The organism is Bacillus sp. FSL R5-0820, assembly GCF_038593385.1.
GTDB lineage: Bacteria > Bacillota > Bacilli > Bacillales > Bacillaceae > Bacillus > Bacillus altitudinis.
Genome location: NZ_CP151991.1, coordinates 231,679 through 251,539 on the forward strand (window position 1 = coordinate 231,679; position 19,861 = coordinate 251,539).

Below are 19,861 nucleotides of genomic sequence, written 5' to 3' on the forward strand. Positions count from 1 at the left end.
TTGTTCGTTGATTTTTCATCAGTTTACCTGTAAATGGGGGAGAAAGCAAGTTGGTCCGCAAGTTCATTTCATGCCTTTCTTAGGTCGTTTATGTCGAAGAGCCATTGGCAAACATTTTCTATTTTTGCAGCTTGCACGTTATGGAAGGCTATGCTAATATATTTGAAGAAAAAAATAGACTTGTATAACCTCAATAATATGGTTTGAGGGTTTCTACCAGGATCCGATAAATCCTGATTACAAAAGCGCGCTTTCCTTTTTTGTAATCAGGGTTTTTTTGTTTGTCTGCACCCTGTATCAAAAGTGAAAGCCATGATATAGAGAAGGGATGTTAGACATGAACTGGAGAGTTTATTTATTAGCTGTTTCTACTTTTGCGGTTGGATTAGTTGAGCTTGTGGTCGGAGGCATTTTGCCAAGTTTAGCAGAGGATCTCAATGTGTCTCTTGCGACAGCTGGGCAGCTGATCACGGTATTTGCGATTGTGTATGCTATTTCAGCACCGGTGCTACTGACCGTCACAGCCAAAATCGAACGAAAGCGTCTGTATTTAATCGCATTATTGGTCTTTACATTAGGCAATGTATTCACATATTTTAGTTCCACCTTTGCCCTTGTCATGATCTCAAGGGTCTTGATTGCCATGAGTACAGCGCTTGTTGTGGTACTATCATTGACGATTACCGCCAAGCTGGTGGAACCAGCGCATCGAGCGAAAGCATTAGGTCTGATTTTTATTGGGATTAGCTCATCACTTGTTCTCGGTGTACCGATCGGTATTTTTATTACAGAGAGCTTTGGCTGGAGAGTGATGTTTTTAGGAATCAGTATTCTGTCAGCCATATCTATGGTACTCATTTATTTTCTATTGGAGAAAATGCCTGTTGAAAAAGTCACGCCGCTTAAAGAACAAATTCGTTCTTTAGGGCATCCGAAAATTTTCAGTGCACATTTGATTAGTTTGTTCATGCTTGCTGGTCATTATATGCTGTATTCTTATTTCACGCCATTTTTGATGGAAGTTCTGCATATGACTCCGTTTTGGATTAGTATTTGTTATTTGGTCTTCGGACTTGCGTCGATTGGCGGGAATGGGTTTGGCGGCTGGCTGAGTGACAAACTAGGATCAGGAAAAGCCATTTTGCTTGTGACCATGGCGTTTGCCATTGTGATGTTTATCCTTCCTTATACAGCGGGAGTGTTTATGCTCTTTATGGTGATGGTTGTCCTATGGGGTGCTCTTAGCTGGGCACTGACACCTGCTTTGCAGAGCTATTTGATTCAAACAGACCCTGTGACATCTGATATTCAGCAAAGTTTAAATACATCCGCTTTGCAAATTGGGATTTCCATTGGATCAGCAGTGGGTGGCGTCATGTTTACAATGACCGGTTCATCTGTTGATTTGGCTAAATTCGGTGCTGTTTTTGTGCTGATTGCCTTTAGCTGTGCAGTGATTTCATTAAAGAGACCGCCGCTTTATATGGATCGTCAGCATCACGCTGAATAGAAGAGAACAAGATCGTTTAGCTGCCTCATCATAGGCAGCTTTTTATTTTTTGAAAACCACACCTTCGCTTTTACCAGTAATAACTTCTTCTCCATGCTGATTGATATACCGGGAAAAAAGGTGGACACGATGGTATTTTTCAAGGGGTTCTACCTTGGTGACGGCCATCTGACAGGTAATGGTGTCACCTGTATAAACAGGGCGTATGAAGGTACATGTCATCTCTTGACCGATAAAATGAAACTGACCGCCAAGCTTCGTGGCTAGACTTGCTGTGAGAAAACCGTGTACCATGAGCCTGCCTTGATCATCTAGCTCGGTATGATGTTTGCCAAGATCACCTGTCATCTCGCCAAATTGGATCACATCTTCATGCGTATAGGTTTTGCTTGTTTGAAATTGATCGCCTGGTCGAACCATCTGTTCTTCAGCTCCTTTTTTTAAATGTACCAAAGGAGTGAATGAATGTACATTCATTTTTGTGATGAGATGTTAGAGGCAAAGAAGAGACAGGATGCCTTTCTTTGCCCTTGATACGTCAGGAAAAATGTCATCTTCTATTCAAAAATAACCATTTCTCCAATTGGATGAAATCCGGCACGCTGATAGATATGTTTGCCGTCATTTGAGGCTTGTAACATCACACACTTTTGTTTGTTATCTGTCTGGGTCAGAAGGTAATGAAACATGTCACTGCCAAGTCCTCTTCCGCGGTGTTCTGCCTTTGTGATGACATCATAAATACCATAGCTCTCTGTTGTTTCAATCAATAAGCCCGTTGTGACCGGTTTGTTGTGTTCATATCCAACGAACATGCGGGTACTCGGGTTCAATCGTTCAATCGAAAAGCGCTGGAAATAGCTGTTTAAAGAGATTGCCTCAGGTGATCCTTCGAAAAGTTCGATAAATAAATGTTGATAATCGAGAAAAGTTTGATCGTCAGTCACTTCCTTGATCGTAAGCGATTGAGAGGTCCTTTGATCGATGTCGTTTGTATGTTCAAGCATCATGATTGTATTGCGTTCCACTTCTTGAAGCCCATATTTCTGCATGATATTCGACCAATCGGGGTGGAGCAGGCTTTGCGTGATCCATGTGCTGAATGTTAGCTGCTGTTGCTGCATTTGTTCGATGGCAGCTCCCACTTTTTGTTGATCTTGTATGTGCGCTGAAATCGGTAATAATAAATTGAACGTGTCAGTTGATATATGCGTGTTTGATAGAACGAAATCTTCCGTTGATAGGAACGATCCGTTTACAACAGAAGAAAACAAATTTATTTTTTCTTCTAACTGGCGAATGGCCATTTGCTGCTCTGTTTTCATTCTCTCACCTTCTTTTTTTGATTGAGGGTTACCTATCATAAATGATAGCAAAGAAAAGGAAATTGTGCCGTCTCTTGTAATCTAGTAAAAAAGTTCTTTTATTTATCAGGTCTGATGACCCATTCTTTTCCTCATCCCCACATTTCTTTTGACTCCTTTATTGATTATTAGTACCATTTTATTAACCAGTTAAGAGTGGAGGTTCAGATGGAAACAAAAGAGCAGATTGTCTTAAAAGCGATTCAAGATTTGATTATGCATAGGGAAAAGAAACGGAACGATCCAACAGATCCACTGATTACCACGACTGATACACTCAAGCAAGATTGGACACTTACACAGCTTCATATTTTATCTATGATTCAAGCAAACCCTAACGAATCCAATAATACATTTCTTTCACAACAACTAAAACTATCAAAACCAGCTATTACAAAGGCTGTGAAAAAGCTCATCGAAAAAGGCATGGTCGACTATTGCCACCGGCAAGGTGACAAGAAATCCGTCTATTATTCACTCACAGAGGAAGGTACACAGCTGGCGGCACTGCATGATGAGCTTCATGAACAGGCAGTCTCCTCCTACTTAGAATTCCTCCATGAATTTAATGAAGACGAGCTACAGGTTATCGAGCGCTTCTTAAAGACTTGGAAGGAAAAGATATAAAAAACGAACCGAAAGCTTTCTATAAACTAGATGCTTTCGGTTTTTTTATGGTAAAATTAACATATATTGACGTTGTTCGTGATGATGATTGAGGGAGGGTGCCGTGTTGGTGAAAGAGATGATGGAAAATTTTAAAAAGTATGTTTTTATCATGCCGTTCGTCGGATTGTTTGTCAGCTTGCTATTATTTGTTTATTTTTTTGGGATGACAGGAGTTGAAGGGTCCATTTGGGCGGCTGTTTTGTATTGTGCTCTGCCCTTTCTGATGTACACGATACTCTGTTTGCCTTTATGTATTTATTTTAAAGTCAGCAAAAAACGTTCAATACAAAGAAATGAGGAACATACATGATCGTTGTCAGCGCTTGTCTTGCGGGATTAAAGGTCCGTTATAATGGCAGCCATCGATTAGATCAACGTATCGAGGAGCTTGTGCAGGAAGGAAAGGCGGTAACAGTTTGCCCTGAGCTGCTTGGTGGTTTCTCTACACCAAGACCTCCCGCAGAAATTATTGGTGGAGATGGTCATGATGTCTTACGAGGGCAGGCTTCTGTTGTTGATGTTCATGGAACAGATGTGACAGAGATGTATGTAAAAGGTGCACAAGACACGCTTAAGCAGGTTCAGACTCTTGGCGCAACATCCGTCGTGTTAAAAGAGTACAGCCCTTCTTGCGGAAGCCGGATGATCTATCGGGGAGAGTTTAACGGGAAGACAAAGGCTGGGGACGGTGTGACGTCTGCCTTGCTGAAACAGCATGGGATTCAAGTATTCTCTGAGGAGGATGATTGGACCTCGATGTTTGTATAGGGAAGGCGTGAATTGAAGGAGGAGTTAGGTTGAAGAAGTGGATCATTGGTTTAGTAGTTGTTATTTTCATCGGAATAGGTCTTTATTTTATGATTAATGCCAAAACATATGCTTTTGATGATGTGGTCTCGATTGATAAAGATAAAGTGACTTCCATTCAAATTGAGCATGATGATGAGCGCGTTGTGGTGGATAAGAAAGAGGATATTCAAAAGTTGCTGAAGAAATTTTCGGGTATTCAATTAAAGAAAATAAACGAGGCTAAAAAAGCCTCAAAAGAATCTTATTGGATCAGAGTGTACGAGAACCAAAAGCAAATGTATGGTCTGACTTTTTATGACCAAAGCTTTTTAGAGACATATGATGGTTCTAAAACAAAAAATCGAATCAGTGAATACCAAATTGTTGATGCAAATCAAGTCGATATGGGACAATACATCAAATAAGATCATTCAGTCTATGAATGGTTTCAGCGTGTAGACAAACCCTCGCATTCTTTGTCAGTCCTGCGTGCCGGTGCTCACGAATGTGAAATTCGCTCCGCGCCAGTACTCGTCCTTCCTAGACTGCAAAGGTTTTCTATCACGCTGAAAAGAAGACAAAGGGCTAAAATCAAGTTCATTTTAGCCCTTTGTCAACTATCTGAGATCATTCAGTCTATGAATGGTCTATTTTCATGCATGATCTTTCGCACATTCGGGTATAGTGCATGGTAAGCAAAAATGAAGCGGAGGTTTGTTTGATGAGTGGATTAACAGATACAGTCACATTAGCAAACGGAGTGAAAATGCCGAAGCTTGGCTTTGGTGTATGGCAAGTAAAAGATGGGGATGAGGCTGTAAATGCAGTCAAAGACGCACTTGAAGCGGGCTATCGCAGTATAGATACAGCAGCGGCCTATCAAAATGAAGAAGGTGTAGGCAAAGCCATTCAGCAATCAGGCATCTCTCGCGATGATCTGTTCATTACGACAAAAGTGTGGAATAGTGATCAAGGATATGAGTCAACGCTTGAAGCCTTTGAAACAAGTATGAACAAACTTGGTTTGGATGTATTGGATCTTTATTTAATCCATTGGCCGGTTGAAGGCAAATATAAAGAAACGTGGAAGGCGCTAGAAAAGCTATATAAGGATGGCCGTGTGAAAGCCATTGGTGTGTGTAACTTCCATCAGCACCACCTAGAAGATTTATTAGAAGAGGCAGAAGTGGTACCAATGGTCAATCAAATTGAGCTGCATCCGAAGCTGACGCAGGAGCCTTTACGTGACTACTGCAAGGCAAAAGGCATTCATGTAGAAGCATGGTCGCCATTAGGCAGCGGGAAACTTCTTAATCATCCGGTGCTTCAAGATATTGCGAAAAAGCATGAGAAGTCAGTGGCGCAAGTCATTCTTCGCTGGGACTTGCAGCATGGCATTATCACCATTCCGAAATCTGTGACGAAGAGCCGAATCATCGAAAATACAAACGTATTTGATTTCGAGTTGTCCGCCCATGAAATGAGTGTCATTGATCAGCTCAATGAAGATGAGCGCACGGGTCCAGACCCAGATAACTTCGATTTTTAATAGAAAGAAAGCACGGGCGGGATGCCTGTGCTTTTTTTGCACCTATGTTCAAACCGTTTTTTGAGGCTGATAGGTCTCAATGATTTGAATGGCGTCGACAATTTGCTCTTTGGTATAGTCTCCAATCAAACAAAAGGTTTCATCTTTACGTGTAGCATGGTTTGCCACTGTATGTGCTGCTTCCTCTAGCTGAGCTGTGATGCCAAGCTCACGCATCGTTCTAGGTAATCCGAGTGTTTGATAAAGCTCACGTAATTCTTCTACTTCCGTCATACGGTTTTCTGCGGCAAGCTGAACGAGAATGCCATAGGCCACTTTTTGTCCATGTAACACATGATGTGTTTCATCAATAAATGTTAATCCATTATGAACAGCATGGGCTCCTGCCATTCTGCCATAACGTCCTCCATAGCCGCCGACTGTTCCGGCTAACGTAATGATCGTATCTGTTACATCTGCAAAGGCTTGAGAAAGCTGACCTGTTTTTAAGCTGCTAACGGCTTCTTCACTATGAGTCAGAAGAATGTCACGAACGTACACTGCCTGCTTTAATGCAGCATGTACCATGAGCGGCAAGGTGCCTTTTGTGTTACGAATAATGGCTTCCGCTTCATACCATTTTGCCAGCGTATCCCCAATTCCGCTTTGGAGATAGGAAAGAGGAGATGAAAGCAAAAAAGTATGATCAATTAACGTGAGATAGCTGGACCGCTTATGATAGTCGACCCTCATGAAATTTCCCTTGTCATCATAAATGACACTGAGCGGTGTAGAAGCCGCACATGTCCCAGGAATCGTCGGCACCATGATCACTTCAATTTGGAGAGCGTCGGCAACAGACTTCGCTGTATCTAAAATCGTTCCGCCACCGATCCCGATGATCACGTCTGAACTCTTGAGTTCTTCCGCAATTCGTGTAATCGCATTTGGTGAACTGTAACCTTTATGCTGAACAATAGGCCACTCGGATGGAAGCTTTGTGTACTGTGAAAAGGCTTGATATGAGTCATATCCTGTCACTATAGCAGGTGAGTGAAAAGGAGATGCAAGTGACTCGAGTTCGTGATAAATTCCCTTTTGAGAAATAAACTGGTTAGGACCGCTTCTGACGATCTCTTCTGGTTGGATCATGGACTTATGCTCCTTTATGAAATCATATAGTTCTTAAATCATCTCATTTTACAGAAAGTTCTGTCAAATAAACGGACAATATGAGACCATAGACCCTTCCGTTTTATGGAATTGAACTGCTGACATTGCCTTAAGGTATGTATTTCCTGTATGATATAAAATGGTATGTTTTGATTAAATTTAAGAGGTGTTTATATATATGGAAAAACAATATCGTGTATTACTTTACTATCAATATGTCCCCATTGAGGATCCAGAAACGTTTACAGCAGAGCATCTAGCATTCTGTAAGGAACTTGGTTTGTTAGGTCGTATTCTTGTTTCATCTGAAGGCATAAACGGAACCGTTTCTGGTACCATTGAGCAGACGGACAAGTACATGCAAGCATTGAAAGAAGATCCACGCTTTGCGTCCATGCCAATTAAAATTGACGAAGCAGATGGTCATGCGTTTAAGAAAATGCACGTCCGCCACCGAAATGAATTGGTGAATTTAAGTCTTGAAGATGATGTGAATCCGCTAGAATTAACGGGGAAACATCTCAGTCCAGTTGAATTTTACGAGCAAATGCAATCACCTGATACGGTCGTGATTGATGCACGTAATGATTATGAGTTTGATGTCGGTCACTTCAGAGGTGCTGTGCGCCCTGACATTGAGACATTCCGTGAATTGCCTGAGTGGATTCGTGACAATAAAGAGATTCTTGAAGGGAAAAAAATTCTGACGTATTGCACAGGCGGCGTACGCTGTGAGAAATTCTCAGGATGGTTAAAGCGTGAAGGCTTTGAAGATGTATCCCAGCTTGACGGTGGAATTGTCACGTACGGAAAAGACCCAGAAGTTCAAGGAAAGCTATGGGACGGTCAATGTTATGTGTTTGATAACCGCCTAACGGTTCCAGTCAATCAAACAGAGCACGTTGTGGTAGGAAAAGATTTCTTCACTGGCGAACCTTGCGAGCGTTATGTGAACTGTGCGAACCCTGCATGTAACCGCAAAATGATTGCAACAGAAGAAAGCGAGCATAAATATATGCGCAGCTGCAGCCATGAATGCCGCACAAGCGAACGTAACCTTTATGTGAAACAGCACAATTTATCTGAAGAAGAAGTTCAAGAAAGACTAGCTGTCATTGAAAAAGAACAAGCAATCTCACAAGGATAAGAGGGTTTCCCTTTTATCCTTTTTTCTTTGGATGATATGTGTTCAGAGGGAAGAGGAAGTCATTTCCTCTTTCTTTTTTGTTTTGTTTTTTTCAAAATAAGGGTAAAGGTAGTTAATCAGTCTAATAGATTGAACAGTTGAAAAAGCGCTTTCTTTTGAAATAAGCATGTTCGACTATTTCAGAAAATGGAGAATTGAGAGATAATATAACAGGCAAAAAAATGAACAAAGATAAAAGTTCAGATCAGAAAGTATTTGCCAATGGAATGAAAGGTGAGCTGCTATAAAAGAAAGGCGCTTGCTCGACACATGCTCTGTATTTTAATCGAAAGGTGTTATGAACATGAATCATTTGCATCGTAGGATGGGAACTTTCGCTTTAATGATGGTAGGTCTTGGCTCAATCATTGGTTCAGGATGGCTCTTTGGTGCGTGGCGGGCTGCTCAAATCGCCGGCCCTGCTGCTATTTTGTCATGGTTGATCGGGATGGTTGTTATTTTATTTATCGCATTGTCTTATAGTGAACTCGGGTCGATGTTTCCAGAGGCAGGCGGAATGGTCAAATATACGCAATATTCACATGGCTCTTTTATTGGATTTATCGCCGCTTGGGCAAACTGGATCGCCATTGTCTCAGTGATTCCTGTTGAGGCAGTTGCCTCCGTTCAATACATGAGCTCATGGCCTTGGGAGTGGGCAAAGTGGACAAGCCATTTGGTCACAAAAGGGGTTTTGACGACCGAGGGGCTCATGGTGGCAAGTGTGCTGCTGGTGATTTATTTTCTGCTCAATTATTGGACAGTTGGGTTGTTTTCAAAGGCGAATACATTCATTACGGTTTTTAAAATCGTCATTCCAGGATTAACAATTGGTGCGCTCTTATTCGTAGGTTTTCATAGTGAGAATTTTACTTCTGGAACAAGTATTGCGCCGAACGGCTGGGCGAGTGTTCTCACAGCTGTCGCAACATCAGGGATTGTGTTTGCTTTTAATGGCTTCCAAAGCCCGATTAATATGGCAGGAGAAGCGAAAAATCCAGGGCGTTCGATTCCAATCGCCATTGTTGGATCGATTTTGATTGCAACGGTCATTTATGTGCTGCTGCAAATCGCTTTTATTGGCGCTGTCGATCCATCAATGATTGTGAATGGCTGGGGGCATTTGAATTTTAACTCGCCATTTGCTGACCTTGCCATTGCGCTAGGGATCAACTGGCTTGTCCTTATTTTATATGCAGATGCGTTCGTTTCTCCTTCTGGCACAGGGATTACGTATACGGCGACGACGTCTCGTATGATTTATGGGATGGAAAAAAACAAGTACATGCCGAGTGTACTTGGTCGTCTGCACCCAATTTATGGTGTGCCTCGTCCAGCGATGTTTTTTAACTTAGGCGTATCGTTTATCTTTCTGTTTTTGTTTAGAGGATGGGGGGTTCTCGCTGAAATTATCTCTGTGGCGACCCTGATTTCCTATTTGACAGGACCTGTGACAGTGATGACGCTGAGAAAGACAGGCACAGATTTATATCGTCCACTGCGAATTAAAGGACTCAGCATCATTGCTCCGCTTGGTTTTGTCTTTGCATCCTTGACACTGTACTGGGCGAGATGGCCGCTGACGGGTCAGGTGCTGTTCATTATTCTCATCGGTCTGCCAATCTATTTTTACTATCAAGCAAAAGCGAAGTGGAAGGGCTTTGGCCGTCACTTTAAAGCAGGTGCTTGGATGGTTGTGTATTTGCTTGTGATGATGACGATTTCCTGTCTCGGTAGTGATAAATTTGGCGGGTATAACGTCATTCATTATGGTTGGGATATGGCGCTCATTGCAGTTGTGGCGTTGTTATTTTATATGTGGGCACTCAAAAGTGGATTTGAAACAGAGTTTTTAGAAGATGCGAAAAAAATTAATGATGAACTGCGTGCTTCTCAGAAAGAAGCCGCCTCATCTAAGGAATAACGGAAGGGCTGCCTGAATACGGAGGGCAGCCTTTTTATTTGGATAGATGATGCATGACATGCTGCTTTAGCCAAGTGGTAACGCCGTGTAGAACGGTGGCTGTCACAAGACAGATAAGCGCATATCTCCATAGCTGATCTAAGCCTTGTCCACTAAGCCAAAAAACAATACCTAGAATAAAGAGAGTCAGAATCAACATGAATAAAAAAGATGCTGACCAGAAAAAAGCCTTCATCGAAGGTCACCTCCTCGGGGTATTGTATGCAGGCCGAGGGAGGATCAGACCAGCAAGAAAGAAGTGAAAATATCGTTAAATCTATTTCAAAAGTCAGATAAAAACGCCAAGTGATTTGACAGTTGTGTTAAGATGAGAGCATATTTTGAGTGTAGATGGCTGGTTATAGACGGAGGTGTTTGGAGATGCAGATTCAAAAGGTTCTAAACAATAATGTCATTAGTGTGATAGATGAACAAGGAAAAGAAATCGTCGTCATGGGCAGAGGCATCGCTTTTCAAAGACGTCCCGGCGACCCGGTGGACGAGGCGTTAATTGATAAAGTGTTCCGCCTAGAAGATCATTCCGTACATGAGCGGATGAAAATGTTGCTTCAAGAGGTTCCATATGATGTCGTCAAGGTGACCGAGGAAATGATCCAATACGCACATACAAAGCTGAACCGAAGATTAAACGAAAGTCTGCATGTATCGCTGGCAGACCATATTCATTACGCCATCGAACGATTAAAGAAAAACCACTTGATTGAGAATTCGCTGATTTGGGAGATTAAACGTTTATACAAAGATGAGTTTCTCGTGGCGAAGGAATGCCTTGAGATGATTGAAGATCGTCTTCATATTGAACTGCCTGAAGATGAAGCGGGCTTTATTGCTATGCATATCATTAATGCAGAGCTCAATGAAGACATGACTACAACGGTCAATATCACGAAAGAAGTGAATGCCATACTGACCATTGTGAAATATCATCTGAACATGGAATTTGATGAAGACTCGCTCAACTTTTATCGCTTTCTCACACATTTACGCTTTTTCGTACAGCGTCTCATCAACGAAACGTTACTCGTCAGTGAAGATCAAGATTTATATCAGCTGATTAAAGTGAAATATCCGAAGGCGTACGAATGTGCAAAGAAAATCGCGGAATATGTGTATCAAACGTATCATCGCGACCTGACATCAGAGGAGATGCTCTATCTATCGATTCATTTGAATCGACTCATCAAACGAGAAAAATAAAGATAGAATTTTAAAAGAAAGCGTTGACATTATAAAAAGTGAGTGGTACTATTTGCTCATAAACATAAAAGAATACGGTTTCACAATGATCGTCTTAGAGGATTGTGACTGTTCGGCAGGCAAAACCTAAACGTTCACTGAAAAAGCGCAATAGCAAGTTGCGACTATTTTTGGTGCCCGTTTAGGTTTTTATTTTGCCTAAAAACGTATTTTTTTGAAAAAAAGGGGGTTTTTGTATGAGTCATCGTCAATTAGCAGAAGACATTATCAAACATATCGGTACAGAGAAAAACGTTCATTCATTGGTCCATTGTGCGACAAGACTTCGCTTCACATTAAATGACAGGTCAAAAGCAGATAAAGAAGCCATTGAAAAATTAAATGGTGTGGTGACTGTCATGGAAAGCGGCGGCCAGTTTCAGGTGGTCATTGGCAACACCGTACCAGAGGTATATCGAGAGATTGGGGAGTTTACGAATCTATTAGAGGATTCCACTTCTTCATCTGCTAGATCAAGTGAAGAGAGTACAAGTCTTTTTGGAAAATTCGTCGACATTGTTTCTGGAATTTTCACACCGCTTCTAGGTGTCATGGCGGGTGCCGGTATTTTAAAAGGACTTCTAGGCATCTGTATCAATGCAAAATGGTTATCTCCTGAAGATACGTCGTATCAAATTTTATTTGCCGCATCAGACAGCTTGTTCTACTTCCTGCCGCTGCTGCTCGCATTCACTTCTGCTAGGAAGTTTAAAGCGAATCCATTTGTCGCTGTGACGATTGCAGGTGCACTGATCTACCCGACTATTCAAGAGCTCACAAAAGGCGGCGGAGATGTGTCGTTCTTCGGCATTCCGGTTGTCTTAATGTCTTATACTTCAACGGTTATCCCAATTATTTTGGCAGTGTTTGTGATGGGATATATCGAACGTTTCTTTAACAAAGTCATTCATGAAAGTGTGAAAAACTTTATTACACCACTGATTTTACTGGTCACGGTCGTTCCACTGACACTGATCGTATTTGGACCATTTGGTGTGTATGCAGGGAATGGAATTGCAGCCGTCCTACTGAAAGTATTCTCCTTTAGCCCTACACTTGCCGGTGCTTTAATTGCGATGGCATGGCAGGTTCTTGTCATCTTCGGTATCCATTGGGGGCTTGTGCCAGTCATTTTAAATAATATTGCGGTTCATGGAAAAGATCATATTAAGCCGGCCACTGCGCCAGCTGTATTTTCACAAGCCGGTGCTTCAATCGGTGTTATGCTGAAAACAAAGAACAAAAAGCTGAAATCATTAGCTGGATCGACAGCGGTTTCTGCTGTATTTGGAATTACAGAGCCTGCTGTATACGGAGTCACACTTCGTTTGAAAAAACCATTTATTGCAGCGGTTATCTCTGCCGGTGTCGGTGGTGCCATTATCGGTTATTCACAAAGTATTGCGATCGCGTCAGGTCTTCCGAGTTTACTGACACTTCCGATCTTCTATGGTCAAGGATTTACAGGGTTCTTAATCGGAATTTCCGTTTCATTTGTCCTTTCAATCGTCTTAACCTATTTGATTGGATTCAAAGATCCTGTGGATGAAGAAGATGCTCCTGCAGCTAGTTCTGCACCAGCATCTGAAAATGAACATGGTGTCAAAGCAGCTCATGTGAAAAGTCCTTTATCTGGCGAAGTCATCAAGCTAGAAGAGGTGCAGGATAAGGCCTTCTCATCTGGCGCTTTAGGTAAGGGCGCAGCCATTATTCCATCAGAAGGCAAGCTGTTTGCACCAGTAACTGGAGTCGTGACAACGGTATTTCCAACAGGACATGCATACGGTCTCACCTCTGAAAGCGGAGCAGAAGTACTCATTCATATTGGATTGGATACTGTACAACTTGGGGGCCGTCATTTTACGCCGAAGGTTGAGCAGGGCCAAACCATTACAGAAGGTGAACTGCTTGCGGAGTTTGATATTGAGGCCATTCAAGCAGCAGGACTGTCTGTCACAACACCTGTGATTATTACCAATTCCGGTGAATTTAGCGATATCATTGAGACAGAAGAAAAACAAGTGACACCAGGACAATCATTTTTACACTTAGTTTAAGAAAAGGGAGGACATAATCATGAGATATTCAACACTAGCACCATTTCCAAAAGACTTTTTCTGGGGCGGATCTACTTCCGCCTATCAAGTAGAAGGTGCATGGAACGAGGATGGCAAGGGACCTTCAGTCATTGATATGAGAGAAAGCTATCCTGAAGGAACAACTGATTTTAAGGTAGCCAGCGATCACTATCATCGATATAAAGAGGACGTGAAGATGTTTGCAGAAATGGGCTTGAAGGCTTATCGTTTCTCCATTGCATGGACACGCATCATTCCAGATGGAGATGGGGAGATCAATCAAAAGGGAATTGACTTCTACCATTCTCTCATTGATGAATTGCGACGCTATGACATTGAACCAATTGTGACGATGTATCACTTTGATTTACCTCATGCGCTTCAAGTGAAAGGCGGCTGGTCAAATCGTCCAACAGTCGATGCGTTTGAACGTTATGCGGAGGTTTTGTTCCAGGAGTATGGTGAGAAGGTAAAATATTGGCTGACCATTAATGAACAAAACATGATGATCTTACATGGATCAGCTCTAGGTACACTGGATCCAAATTTAGAAAATCCGAAAAAAGAACTATATCAGCAGAACCACCATATGCTTGTGGCACAGGCGAAAGCCATGACGCTTTGTCATCGTTTGCTGCCTGAGGCGAAAATAGGACCAGCGCCAAACATCGCCCTTATTTACCCGGCATCTCCAAAACCTGAGGATGTCATTGCTGCGGCTAATTACAATGCGATCCGCAACTGGCTGTATCTTGATATGGCGGTATTCGGTCGTTATAACAACCTTGCATGGGCATACATGAAGGAAAAAGACATTCTTCCTGTGATTGAAGAGGGAGATATGGATATTTTGAAAAGTGCAAAACCAGACTTCATTGCCTTTAACTACTACACATCTCAAACGGTTGAAGCGAGTAAAGGAGATGGCAATGATGAATTTGCCCGCGGTGGAGATCAGCATTTAAAATCTGGTGAAGATGGCGTCTACAAAGGCGGGAACAACCCGTTCTTAAGTAAAAATGCCTTTGGCTGGGAGATTGACCCTACCGGTTTCCGATCAACGATGCGTGAGATTTACGACCGCTATCAGCTACCTCTTATTATTACGGAAAACGGGCTAGGCGCTTTTGACAAGTTAGAAGCGGATGGATCGATTCAGGATGATTATCGAATTGATTATTTAGAAAAACATATTGAACAAATCAAATGGGCGATCACTGACGGTGTTGAGGTATTCGGGTACTGCCCATGGTCAGCCATCGACTTAATCAGTACACACCAAGGCTGCTCAAAACGTTACGGTTTTATCTACGTCAACCGTGATGAATTTGACCTAAAAGACCTCAAAAGAATTCGGAAAAAGAGCTCTTATTGGTATGAAACATTGATCGAGCAAAATGGAGAGAACGTCGGGAAGTAACAGAAAAAAGCCAGTCACCTTATTAGCGGGTGACTGGCTTCTTTGTTCGTTCACTTTATCGGCTTGTGTCATTTGTCTACCATAGAAGTTTCCTTAAATCTATCTTAAATCCATTGATACACTCATTTTGATTTGATAACCTTTATTTTGGAATTTAATACAAAAGGAGGAATATAATCAAAATGTTCAAAAAAACACTTTTAACCCTAATTACCCTAGCTCTTGTCATATCAATATGGACTCCATTTTCATCAGAAGCATCAGCAGAAACACACTCTATCAATTCACAAGAGTTAAAAGCATTAGTAACACCGACGGTTCTACAAAATGAACAAGCTAACAAAGAATTAGACGAACTTGAAAAGAAAATGGGGGAATACATAGAAAACCTTCCATTTACAGAAAAAGAATTTGAAAACATGACAGAGTCAGAACAAAATAAAGTGATCGATCAATATTTCAACAATGAAGAATTTTTAGCTTTAGAAAACCGAATGAAACAACTTGACTCCAAAAGTAATCAGAGTGAAATAACAACACAAGCACTACCAGTATTCTTCATACCTATCGCAATGACCGTAGGAAGAGTTGCTTTAATGGCTATCAGATCAAAAGGCGCAAGAACTGCACTTAAATATCTAAAAAATCGGATAAAAGGATTTGGTAAAAATTACAAAATTAAATGGGATGTAAGAAATGATAAAGGACAACTTAGAAGTTTAGTTGTCGTCCTACACAAAGGAAAGAAAAGAACAACAAGAGTATTTGCTGTAGACAATGGAAAAATCCCTTTAATACCAAAAACCTCAACTTGGTATTGGCATTTTCATGTAGCTCCAAAAGATAAAATACACCATGCTCTCAGAGCATCAGTACCAAAGAAATACAAAGCAAGTCCAGGAGAAACAATATTACACTAAAAAACCCCTAATTTTTAGGGGTTTTTTTCTCTTCATGACTTGTAACTATATCAACTGGATGTATCAAGTTTTCATCATCATTATCCTCATCAGTGTAAGGCATAATAAGTGAATCCAATTCTTCTTTATCATCAACTAAAGCAACGTAAGTTGTATAATCCTCTAAATCTGATGGAAACAATTCAGCTTGACCAACATTACTTTTTAATGCTTGGTCAATAGCACTCTTTAATTCTATTAAACCCTCACGATTACCAATAATATAAGAATCCATATGCCAACTTTTTTGAGCATATATATGACAAATCTTATCTCTATCTTTCATTATCTCATTACACCCTTCCTAAAGAATTTAATTGATTATGTGCCAACACGCCAACCAGATAAAACATCAAAACGTCTCTTTGGCTACTTTATCCTCATCTTCTTCAATCCTGATCAGATATCCTTCAATACGATATTTCCAAAACTGCCACCAAAATTTCTTCCTTCCTTTTCCTCCTGCTCCGTTGCTGCAATTAATTTTTTAGTTTCTTTATCTCTTTCAAGAAGACTGCTTTGTATGTATTCTTGCTGTTTTTTCAACTTGCTGGATTTTACAAATCACACCTTACTCTCTACTATCATTATACCCCGAATTTAATCTCATTTATAGACTGTTTTCCGCCCGCATCAGCCCGTATACTGTTATACGCAAGTCAAAAACGATAAGGGATGTGGCTGTATGAATGACAAGAAAGATGTTTTAGATCCTGGGCCGTTTTTTCATGGGACGAAAGCGGAATTGAAGATTGGGGACCTGCTTGAACCGTTGCATTTGTCCAATTATCAGGATAAACAATCGAACCACATCTATTTTACTGGAACATTAAACGCAGCCAAATGGGGAGCTGAATTAGCTCGATCTGATTCCAAAGAGAGAATTTATGTTGTGGAACCGACAGGCGAGTTTGAAGATGATCCGAATTTGACGGATCAAAGGTTTCCGGGGAACCCGACCCGTTCTTACCGGTCGACATCTCCTTTGAAAATAGTCGCAGAATTAGGTGCGTGGGAAAGACATTCCGATGAAGAAATCAATCATATGCTGACGTCGTTAAAAAAGTTAAGGGAAGAAGGAAAAAATGTCATATACGATTGATTCGTATGTAAGGAATAGATGAATAAAAGGCCGCCCGATTTCACTTGGGCGGCCTTATGTGCTATTGAAACAGGACATGCATCAGCTCATCAAATGTCTTTGCATGTTTCAAGGAGTGAAGGCGGTCAGGACTGTCTAATAAATCGACAGCTTGTTCAAAAAATTGATTCATGCAAGCAGCGTCATCTTTCTGAATGGCTAACAAGAAAATAAGAGATACTTGATCGCCCTGCCAATCAATCGGCTGTTTCAATCGTGCAATTGCCACGCAGGAGGTGCCTTCATTTGTGATGAGCGGGTGAGGCATTGCAATCCCCTTACCAAGATAGGTCGATGACATTTGCTCCCGCTCCAGCACGGAGGAACGAAAAGAAGATGAAACAAGCTGATGCGCCTCCAGCCGGCTGCAAAGCGTATCTAATACCTCTTCTTTGCTTGAAAGGTTCACATCCAACAAGGTCAATCGTTCTTGGAAAAAAGCCATCAGCTCCTGCGAAGGGAAACCGTGTCCGTTTAACAGGTGAATGACCTCACTCACACGCTGGACATCATGATGTTCAAAAAAAGCATTCACTTGAATGATTGGTTTCCCCTTTGGTGCGAGAGGTACGGTTGTAATAATCACATCACATGGCAAAGTCGTGCTAAAAGCGTAATCCTGATAAGAATAAAGCTCAACAATCTCAAGCTCATGTTGAAAGGCCGCCTTCAATTTAATTTCAAGCAGCCGTGCCGTTCCTAGTCCAGACCCGCATACAATAATGGCCCTCTTTTTTTGCGAGGTGTCAAGATGACTTCTTTCAAATGAAGCAGCAATATGTAAGGCAACATATGCCGCCTCATCTTCATTTGGCGTCCGCACCAGCTGTAAGGCATTGAGTCCGCTGACAGCCAAATCAAACGGATAAGGGTAAGATGTTTTGATCTCATGCAAAAGCGGATTTTGTAAAGACACGCCATATTGAATTCGATTTAATAATGGCTTCATATGCAGCATCAAATCTTGACGCAGGATATCGTCATCTACAAAACGATGACCGCTTGTTTTTTCAATGTGCTGGAGAAATTGTGTCACCGCCTGACGTACTTCTTCGGTCGTTTGGTGCTCATCGATTTCTTTCCACGTTTGATTCGCTAAGAGATGCATCACCAAGTAATCTGTTTCATCCTCTGATAAGGTGACGTGAAACGTGTCGCTTATTTGATGAGTGATCTTTTGAGCGATTCTTGTTAACACTGGCGGTCTTTGTGGGTGAGTGGTACTGGCGGGTATCCGCTGTTTTTTTTGCGTTTGCTGAATGGCAATCGCTAAGTGAATCACTAAATTCTTTAGGGCAATATCTTTAATGAGCAGTGATTCTTGATATAGATTTGTCAGCACAATGGATCGAATGGTTTCAAGTGAAATGTCAGGGAAATGAAGCTGTTCCCGCTCAGTTATATGAGATAGGGCGGGTTCTTCTTCAAGCAGTAAGTCTGCGTAGCACGTCCTTTTTTGCAATTCGTCTCCGTCTACTTTTAAGCCAAATCCAGGCTTTGAGACAAGGGTCATACCGTAACGGGCTAACAGCTCCCGTCCTTTTTTTAAATCACTGCTGACCGTCATACGGCTGATGAACAATTCTTCTGCTAATTGATCAATTTTTAAGTAGTCTGATTGAAGCAATAGTTTTCTCATCATAAATCGTATGCGCTCTTCTGGCATGACGGGTACGAGAGAGCGGGCAGGAAGCTTTTGCTGATGAAGCCAAAGCAGGAAAGCGTCTTGGTCACTTGTTAAGAGCGTATATCCTTTCCCGCGGATGGTCTTGATCATAGCTCCAGCTTGTGTTAACAGCTCGTTTGCTTCTTTGATTAAATTGCGGATGGAGCGGTCAGATAAGCGAAAAGAGGCAGTGAGCTCCTCCAGCTTCACGAACCCTTTCGTTTCAAATAGCCGCTGAATGAGCTGGTAGGTTCGAGTATCTGCCGTCATCATCATTGCGCCGCTCCTTGTTCCTTTAAGGCATCAGCTCCAAGGGCGATGGCTCCCATTAAACCAGATAATCCGTCAAAGGAAGGCTTTGTGACAATTTCATTTAATGGCTTTGGTAATTGTAAGTAACCATGAAGCCGCTTGTCTGTTTCTTCAAGGATGAGCGGCAGCAAAGCCGGCTGTTTCATGACACCTCCACCCAAAATAATGCGTTCTGGTGAAAGGGTGAGTAATAAATTTGCAGTCATTTGCCCGAGATAATAAGCTTGAAGTGACCAGGCAGGGTGCTCCTCTGGCAGCATTTGTGCCAATGTATGATATCGGCTTTCTATGGCAGGTCCAGATGCTAGTCCCTCTAAACAATCATGGTGGATAGGGCAGCAGCCCCCATAGGTGTCATGAGGGTGGCGCTGAACGGTGATATGTCCCATTTCTGGATGAAGCAGTCCGTGAATGAGGCGGTTTTCAATATAGGCACCGCCGCCGATTCCCGTCCCAACCGTGATGTAGACCAAGGAATTTGGTCTGTCTGTGTCAGTTGAAAAACGAGCTTCACCGAGCGCCGCACAGTTCACATCCGTATCAAGCTTCATAGGGAGACCGAGTGCTTGTTTTAAGGTTGAGAGTAATGGAAATTGGCGCCAAGCTGTTTTGGGTGTTTCGAGAATCGTTCCATAGCTGGGGCTGTGCTCTTTTACATCGACAGGCCCGAATGCGCCTATGCCAATCGCATCGACTGGATGTTCTGTAAAGTATTCGATCACTTGCCGGCATGTTTCTTCTGGGTTCCCTGTTGCAAAGGAAGTCATATGTTCAATCGTTCCGTCTGTTGTTCCGTAGCCGCAGACAAATTTTGTACCGCCTGCTTCGATGCCTCCAATTCGCATG

20 protein-coding genes and 1 riboswitch are annotated in these 19,861 nt (G+C 41.9%); of the genes, 12 read left to right on the forward strand and 8 right to left on the reverse strand.

What is annotated here, in order from left to right; all coding sequences use genetic code 11:
- Positions 1–160 precede the first annotated feature (160 nt).
- A riboswitch (purine riboswitch) is annotated at positions 161–260 on the forward strand.
- A gap of 77 nt (positions 261–337) precedes the next feature.
- On the forward strand, positions 338–1,510 hold the full coding sequence (locus NST15_RS01330; RefSeq protein WP_017358727.1) for an MFS transporter: 1,173 nt from the start codon (positions 338–340) through the stop codon (positions 1,508–1,510).
- Positions 1,511–1,552: 42 nt separating this feature from the next.
- Here NST15_RS01330 and NST15_RS01335 read toward each other — a convergent pair whose 3' ends face one another.
- Both NST15_RS01335 and NST15_RS01340 read right to left on the reverse strand, forming a co-directional pair.
- Positions 1,553–1,930: a hotdog domain-containing protein gene (locus NST15_RS01335; RefSeq protein WP_008343876.1), complete on the reverse strand. Its 378-nt coding sequence runs from the start codon at positions 1,928–1,930 to the stop codon at positions 1,553–1,555.
- 137 nt (positions 1,931–2,067) lie between these two features.
- Positions 2,068–2,835 carry a GNAT family N-acetyltransferase gene (locus NST15_RS01340; RefSeq protein WP_342498775.1) on the reverse strand — a complete coding sequence of 256 codons (768 nt, stop codon included), beginning with the start codon at positions 2,833–2,835 and terminating at the stop codon, positions 2,068–2,070.
- 207 nt (positions 2,836–3,042) lie between these two features.
- Here NST15_RS01340 and NST15_RS01345 point away from each other — a divergent pair, with 207 nt between their 5' ends.
- The 4 genes from NST15_RS01345 to NST15_RS01360 all read left to right on the forward strand — a co-directional run bounded on the left by NST15_RS01345 (position 3,043) and on the right by NST15_RS01360 (position 5,881).
- The gene (locus NST15_RS01345; RefSeq protein ID WP_017358730.1) at positions 3,043–3,501 is read left to right on the forward strand and encodes a MarR family transcriptional regulator; all 459 of its coding nucleotides are present in this window, start codon (positions 3,043–3,045) and stop codon (positions 3,499–3,501) included.
- 348 nt (positions 3,502–3,849) lie between these two features.
- On the forward strand, positions 3,850–4,311 hold the full coding sequence (locus tag NST15_RS01350) for a DUF523 domain-containing protein (RefSeq protein ID WP_144610364.1): 462 nt from the start codon (positions 3,850–3,852) through the stop codon (positions 4,309–4,311).
- A gap of 29 nt (positions 4,312–4,340) precedes the next feature.
- Positions 4,341–4,757 (forward strand): DUF5301 domain-containing protein, encoded by a 417-nt coding sequence (locus NST15_RS01355; RefSeq protein ID WP_206115923.1) that lies wholly within the window; start codon positions 4,341–4,343, stop codon positions 4,755–4,757.
- Between the two features lie 296 nt (positions 4,758–5,053).
- Complete coding sequence (locus NST15_RS01360) at positions 5,054–5,881, forward strand: aldo/keto reductase (RefSeq protein WP_008343867.1); 828 nt, start codon at positions 5,054–5,056, stop codon at positions 5,879–5,881.
- A gap of 48 nt (positions 5,882–5,929) precedes the next feature.
- On the opposite strand, the gene NST15_RS01365 is transcribed toward NST15_RS01360, so the two are convergent.
- Positions 5,930–7,012, reverse strand: a complete 1,083-nt coding sequence (locus NST15_RS01365) for an iron-containing alcohol dehydrogenase family protein (RefSeq protein WP_074041740.1) — start codon at positions 7,010–7,012, stop codon at positions 5,930–5,932.
- 199 nt (positions 7,013–7,211) lie between these two features.
- Here NST15_RS01365 and NST15_RS01370 point away from each other — a divergent pair, with 199 nt between their 5' ends.
- Both NST15_RS01370 and NST15_RS01375 read left to right on the forward strand, forming a co-directional pair.
- A complete protein-coding gene (locus tag NST15_RS01370) occupies positions 7,212–8,180 on the forward strand; it encodes a rhodanese-related sulfurtransferase (RefSeq protein WP_007498459.1) in 969 nt (322 codons plus the stop codon).
- A gap of 343 nt (positions 8,181–8,523) precedes the next feature.
- Positions 8,524–10,143: an APC family permease gene (locus NST15_RS01375; RefSeq protein WP_024719047.1), complete on the forward strand. Its 1,620-nt coding sequence runs from the start codon at positions 8,524–8,526 to the stop codon at positions 10,141–10,143.
- Between the two features lie 34 nt (positions 10,144–10,177).
- Here the strand turns inward: NST15_RS01375 and NST15_RS01380 are convergent, their stop codons facing one another.
- Entirely contained in the window at positions 10,178–10,378 is a 201-nt protein-coding gene (locus NST15_RS01380; protein ID WP_144684462.1) for a hypothetical protein, read from the reverse strand.
- 185 nt (positions 10,379–10,563) lie between these two features.
- Here NST15_RS01380 and NST15_RS01385 point away from each other — a divergent pair, with 185 nt between their 5' ends.
- From NST15_RS01385 to NST15_RS01400, 4 genes are all read left to right on the forward strand, one after another.
- Positions 10,564–11,400, forward strand: a complete 837-nt coding sequence (locus tag NST15_RS01385) for a PRD domain-containing protein (protein ID WP_146271311.1) — start codon at positions 10,564–10,566, stop codon at positions 11,398–11,400.
- A 236-nt stretch (positions 11,401–11,636) separates the two neighbouring features.
- On the forward strand, positions 11,637–13,496 hold the full coding sequence (locus NST15_RS01390) for a beta-glucoside-specific PTS transporter subunit IIABC (protein WP_342498776.1): 1,860 nt from the start codon (positions 11,637–11,639) through the stop codon (positions 13,494–13,496).
- Between the two features lie 19 nt (positions 13,497–13,515).
- Positions 13,516–14,937: a glycoside hydrolase family 1 protein gene (locus NST15_RS01395; RefSeq protein WP_035703025.1), complete on the forward strand. Its 1,422-nt coding sequence runs from the start codon at positions 13,516–13,518 to the stop codon at positions 14,935–14,937.
- Between the two features lie 182 nt (positions 14,938–15,119).
- Positions 15,120–15,857: a hypothetical protein gene (locus tag NST15_RS01400; protein ID WP_035703028.1), complete on the forward strand. Its 738-nt coding sequence runs from the start codon at positions 15,120–15,122 to the stop codon at positions 15,855–15,857.
- A 7-nt stretch (positions 15,858–15,864) separates the two neighbouring features.
- On the opposite strand, the gene NST15_RS01405 is transcribed toward NST15_RS01400, so the two are convergent.
- Both NST15_RS01405 and NST15_RS01410 read right to left on the reverse strand, forming a co-directional pair.
- The gene (locus NST15_RS01405) at positions 15,865–16,182 is read right to left on the reverse strand and encodes a hypothetical protein (protein WP_035390595.1); all 318 of its coding nucleotides are present in this window, start codon (positions 16,180–16,182) and stop codon (positions 15,865–15,867) included.
- Between the two features lie 113 nt (positions 16,183–16,295).
- On the reverse strand, positions 16,296–16,442 hold the full coding sequence (locus NST15_RS01410) for a hypothetical protein (protein ID WP_155758902.1): 147 nt from the start codon (positions 16,440–16,442) through the stop codon (positions 16,296–16,298).
- Positions 16,443–16,581: 139 nt separating this feature from the next.
- Between NST15_RS01410 and arr the strand changes: the two genes are divergently transcribed.
- Positions 16,582–16,998 (forward strand): NAD(+)--rifampin ADP-ribosyltransferase, encoded by a 417-nt coding sequence (arr, locus tag NST15_RS01415; RefSeq protein WP_017366526.1) that lies wholly within the window; start codon positions 16,582–16,584, stop codon positions 16,996–16,998.
- A 61-nt stretch (positions 16,999–17,059) separates the two neighbouring features.
- On the opposite strand, the gene NST15_RS01420 is transcribed toward arr, so the two are convergent.
- Together NST15_RS01420 and NST15_RS01425 are read right to left on the reverse strand one after the other, a co-directional pair.
- Positions 17,060–18,979, reverse strand: coding sequence for a BglG family transcription antiterminator (locus NST15_RS01420; protein WP_035703031.1), 1,920 nt, complete (start codon positions 18,977–18,979; stop codon positions 17,060–17,062).
- Positions 18,976–19,860 (reverse strand): ROK family protein, encoded by an 885-nt coding sequence (locus NST15_RS01425; protein ID WP_039963244.1) that lies wholly within the window; start codon positions 19,858–19,860, stop codon positions 18,976–18,978. Before NST15_RS01425 ends, NST15_RS01420 begins: the two co-directional genes overlap by 4 nt.
- Position 19,861 lies beyond the last annotated feature (1 nt).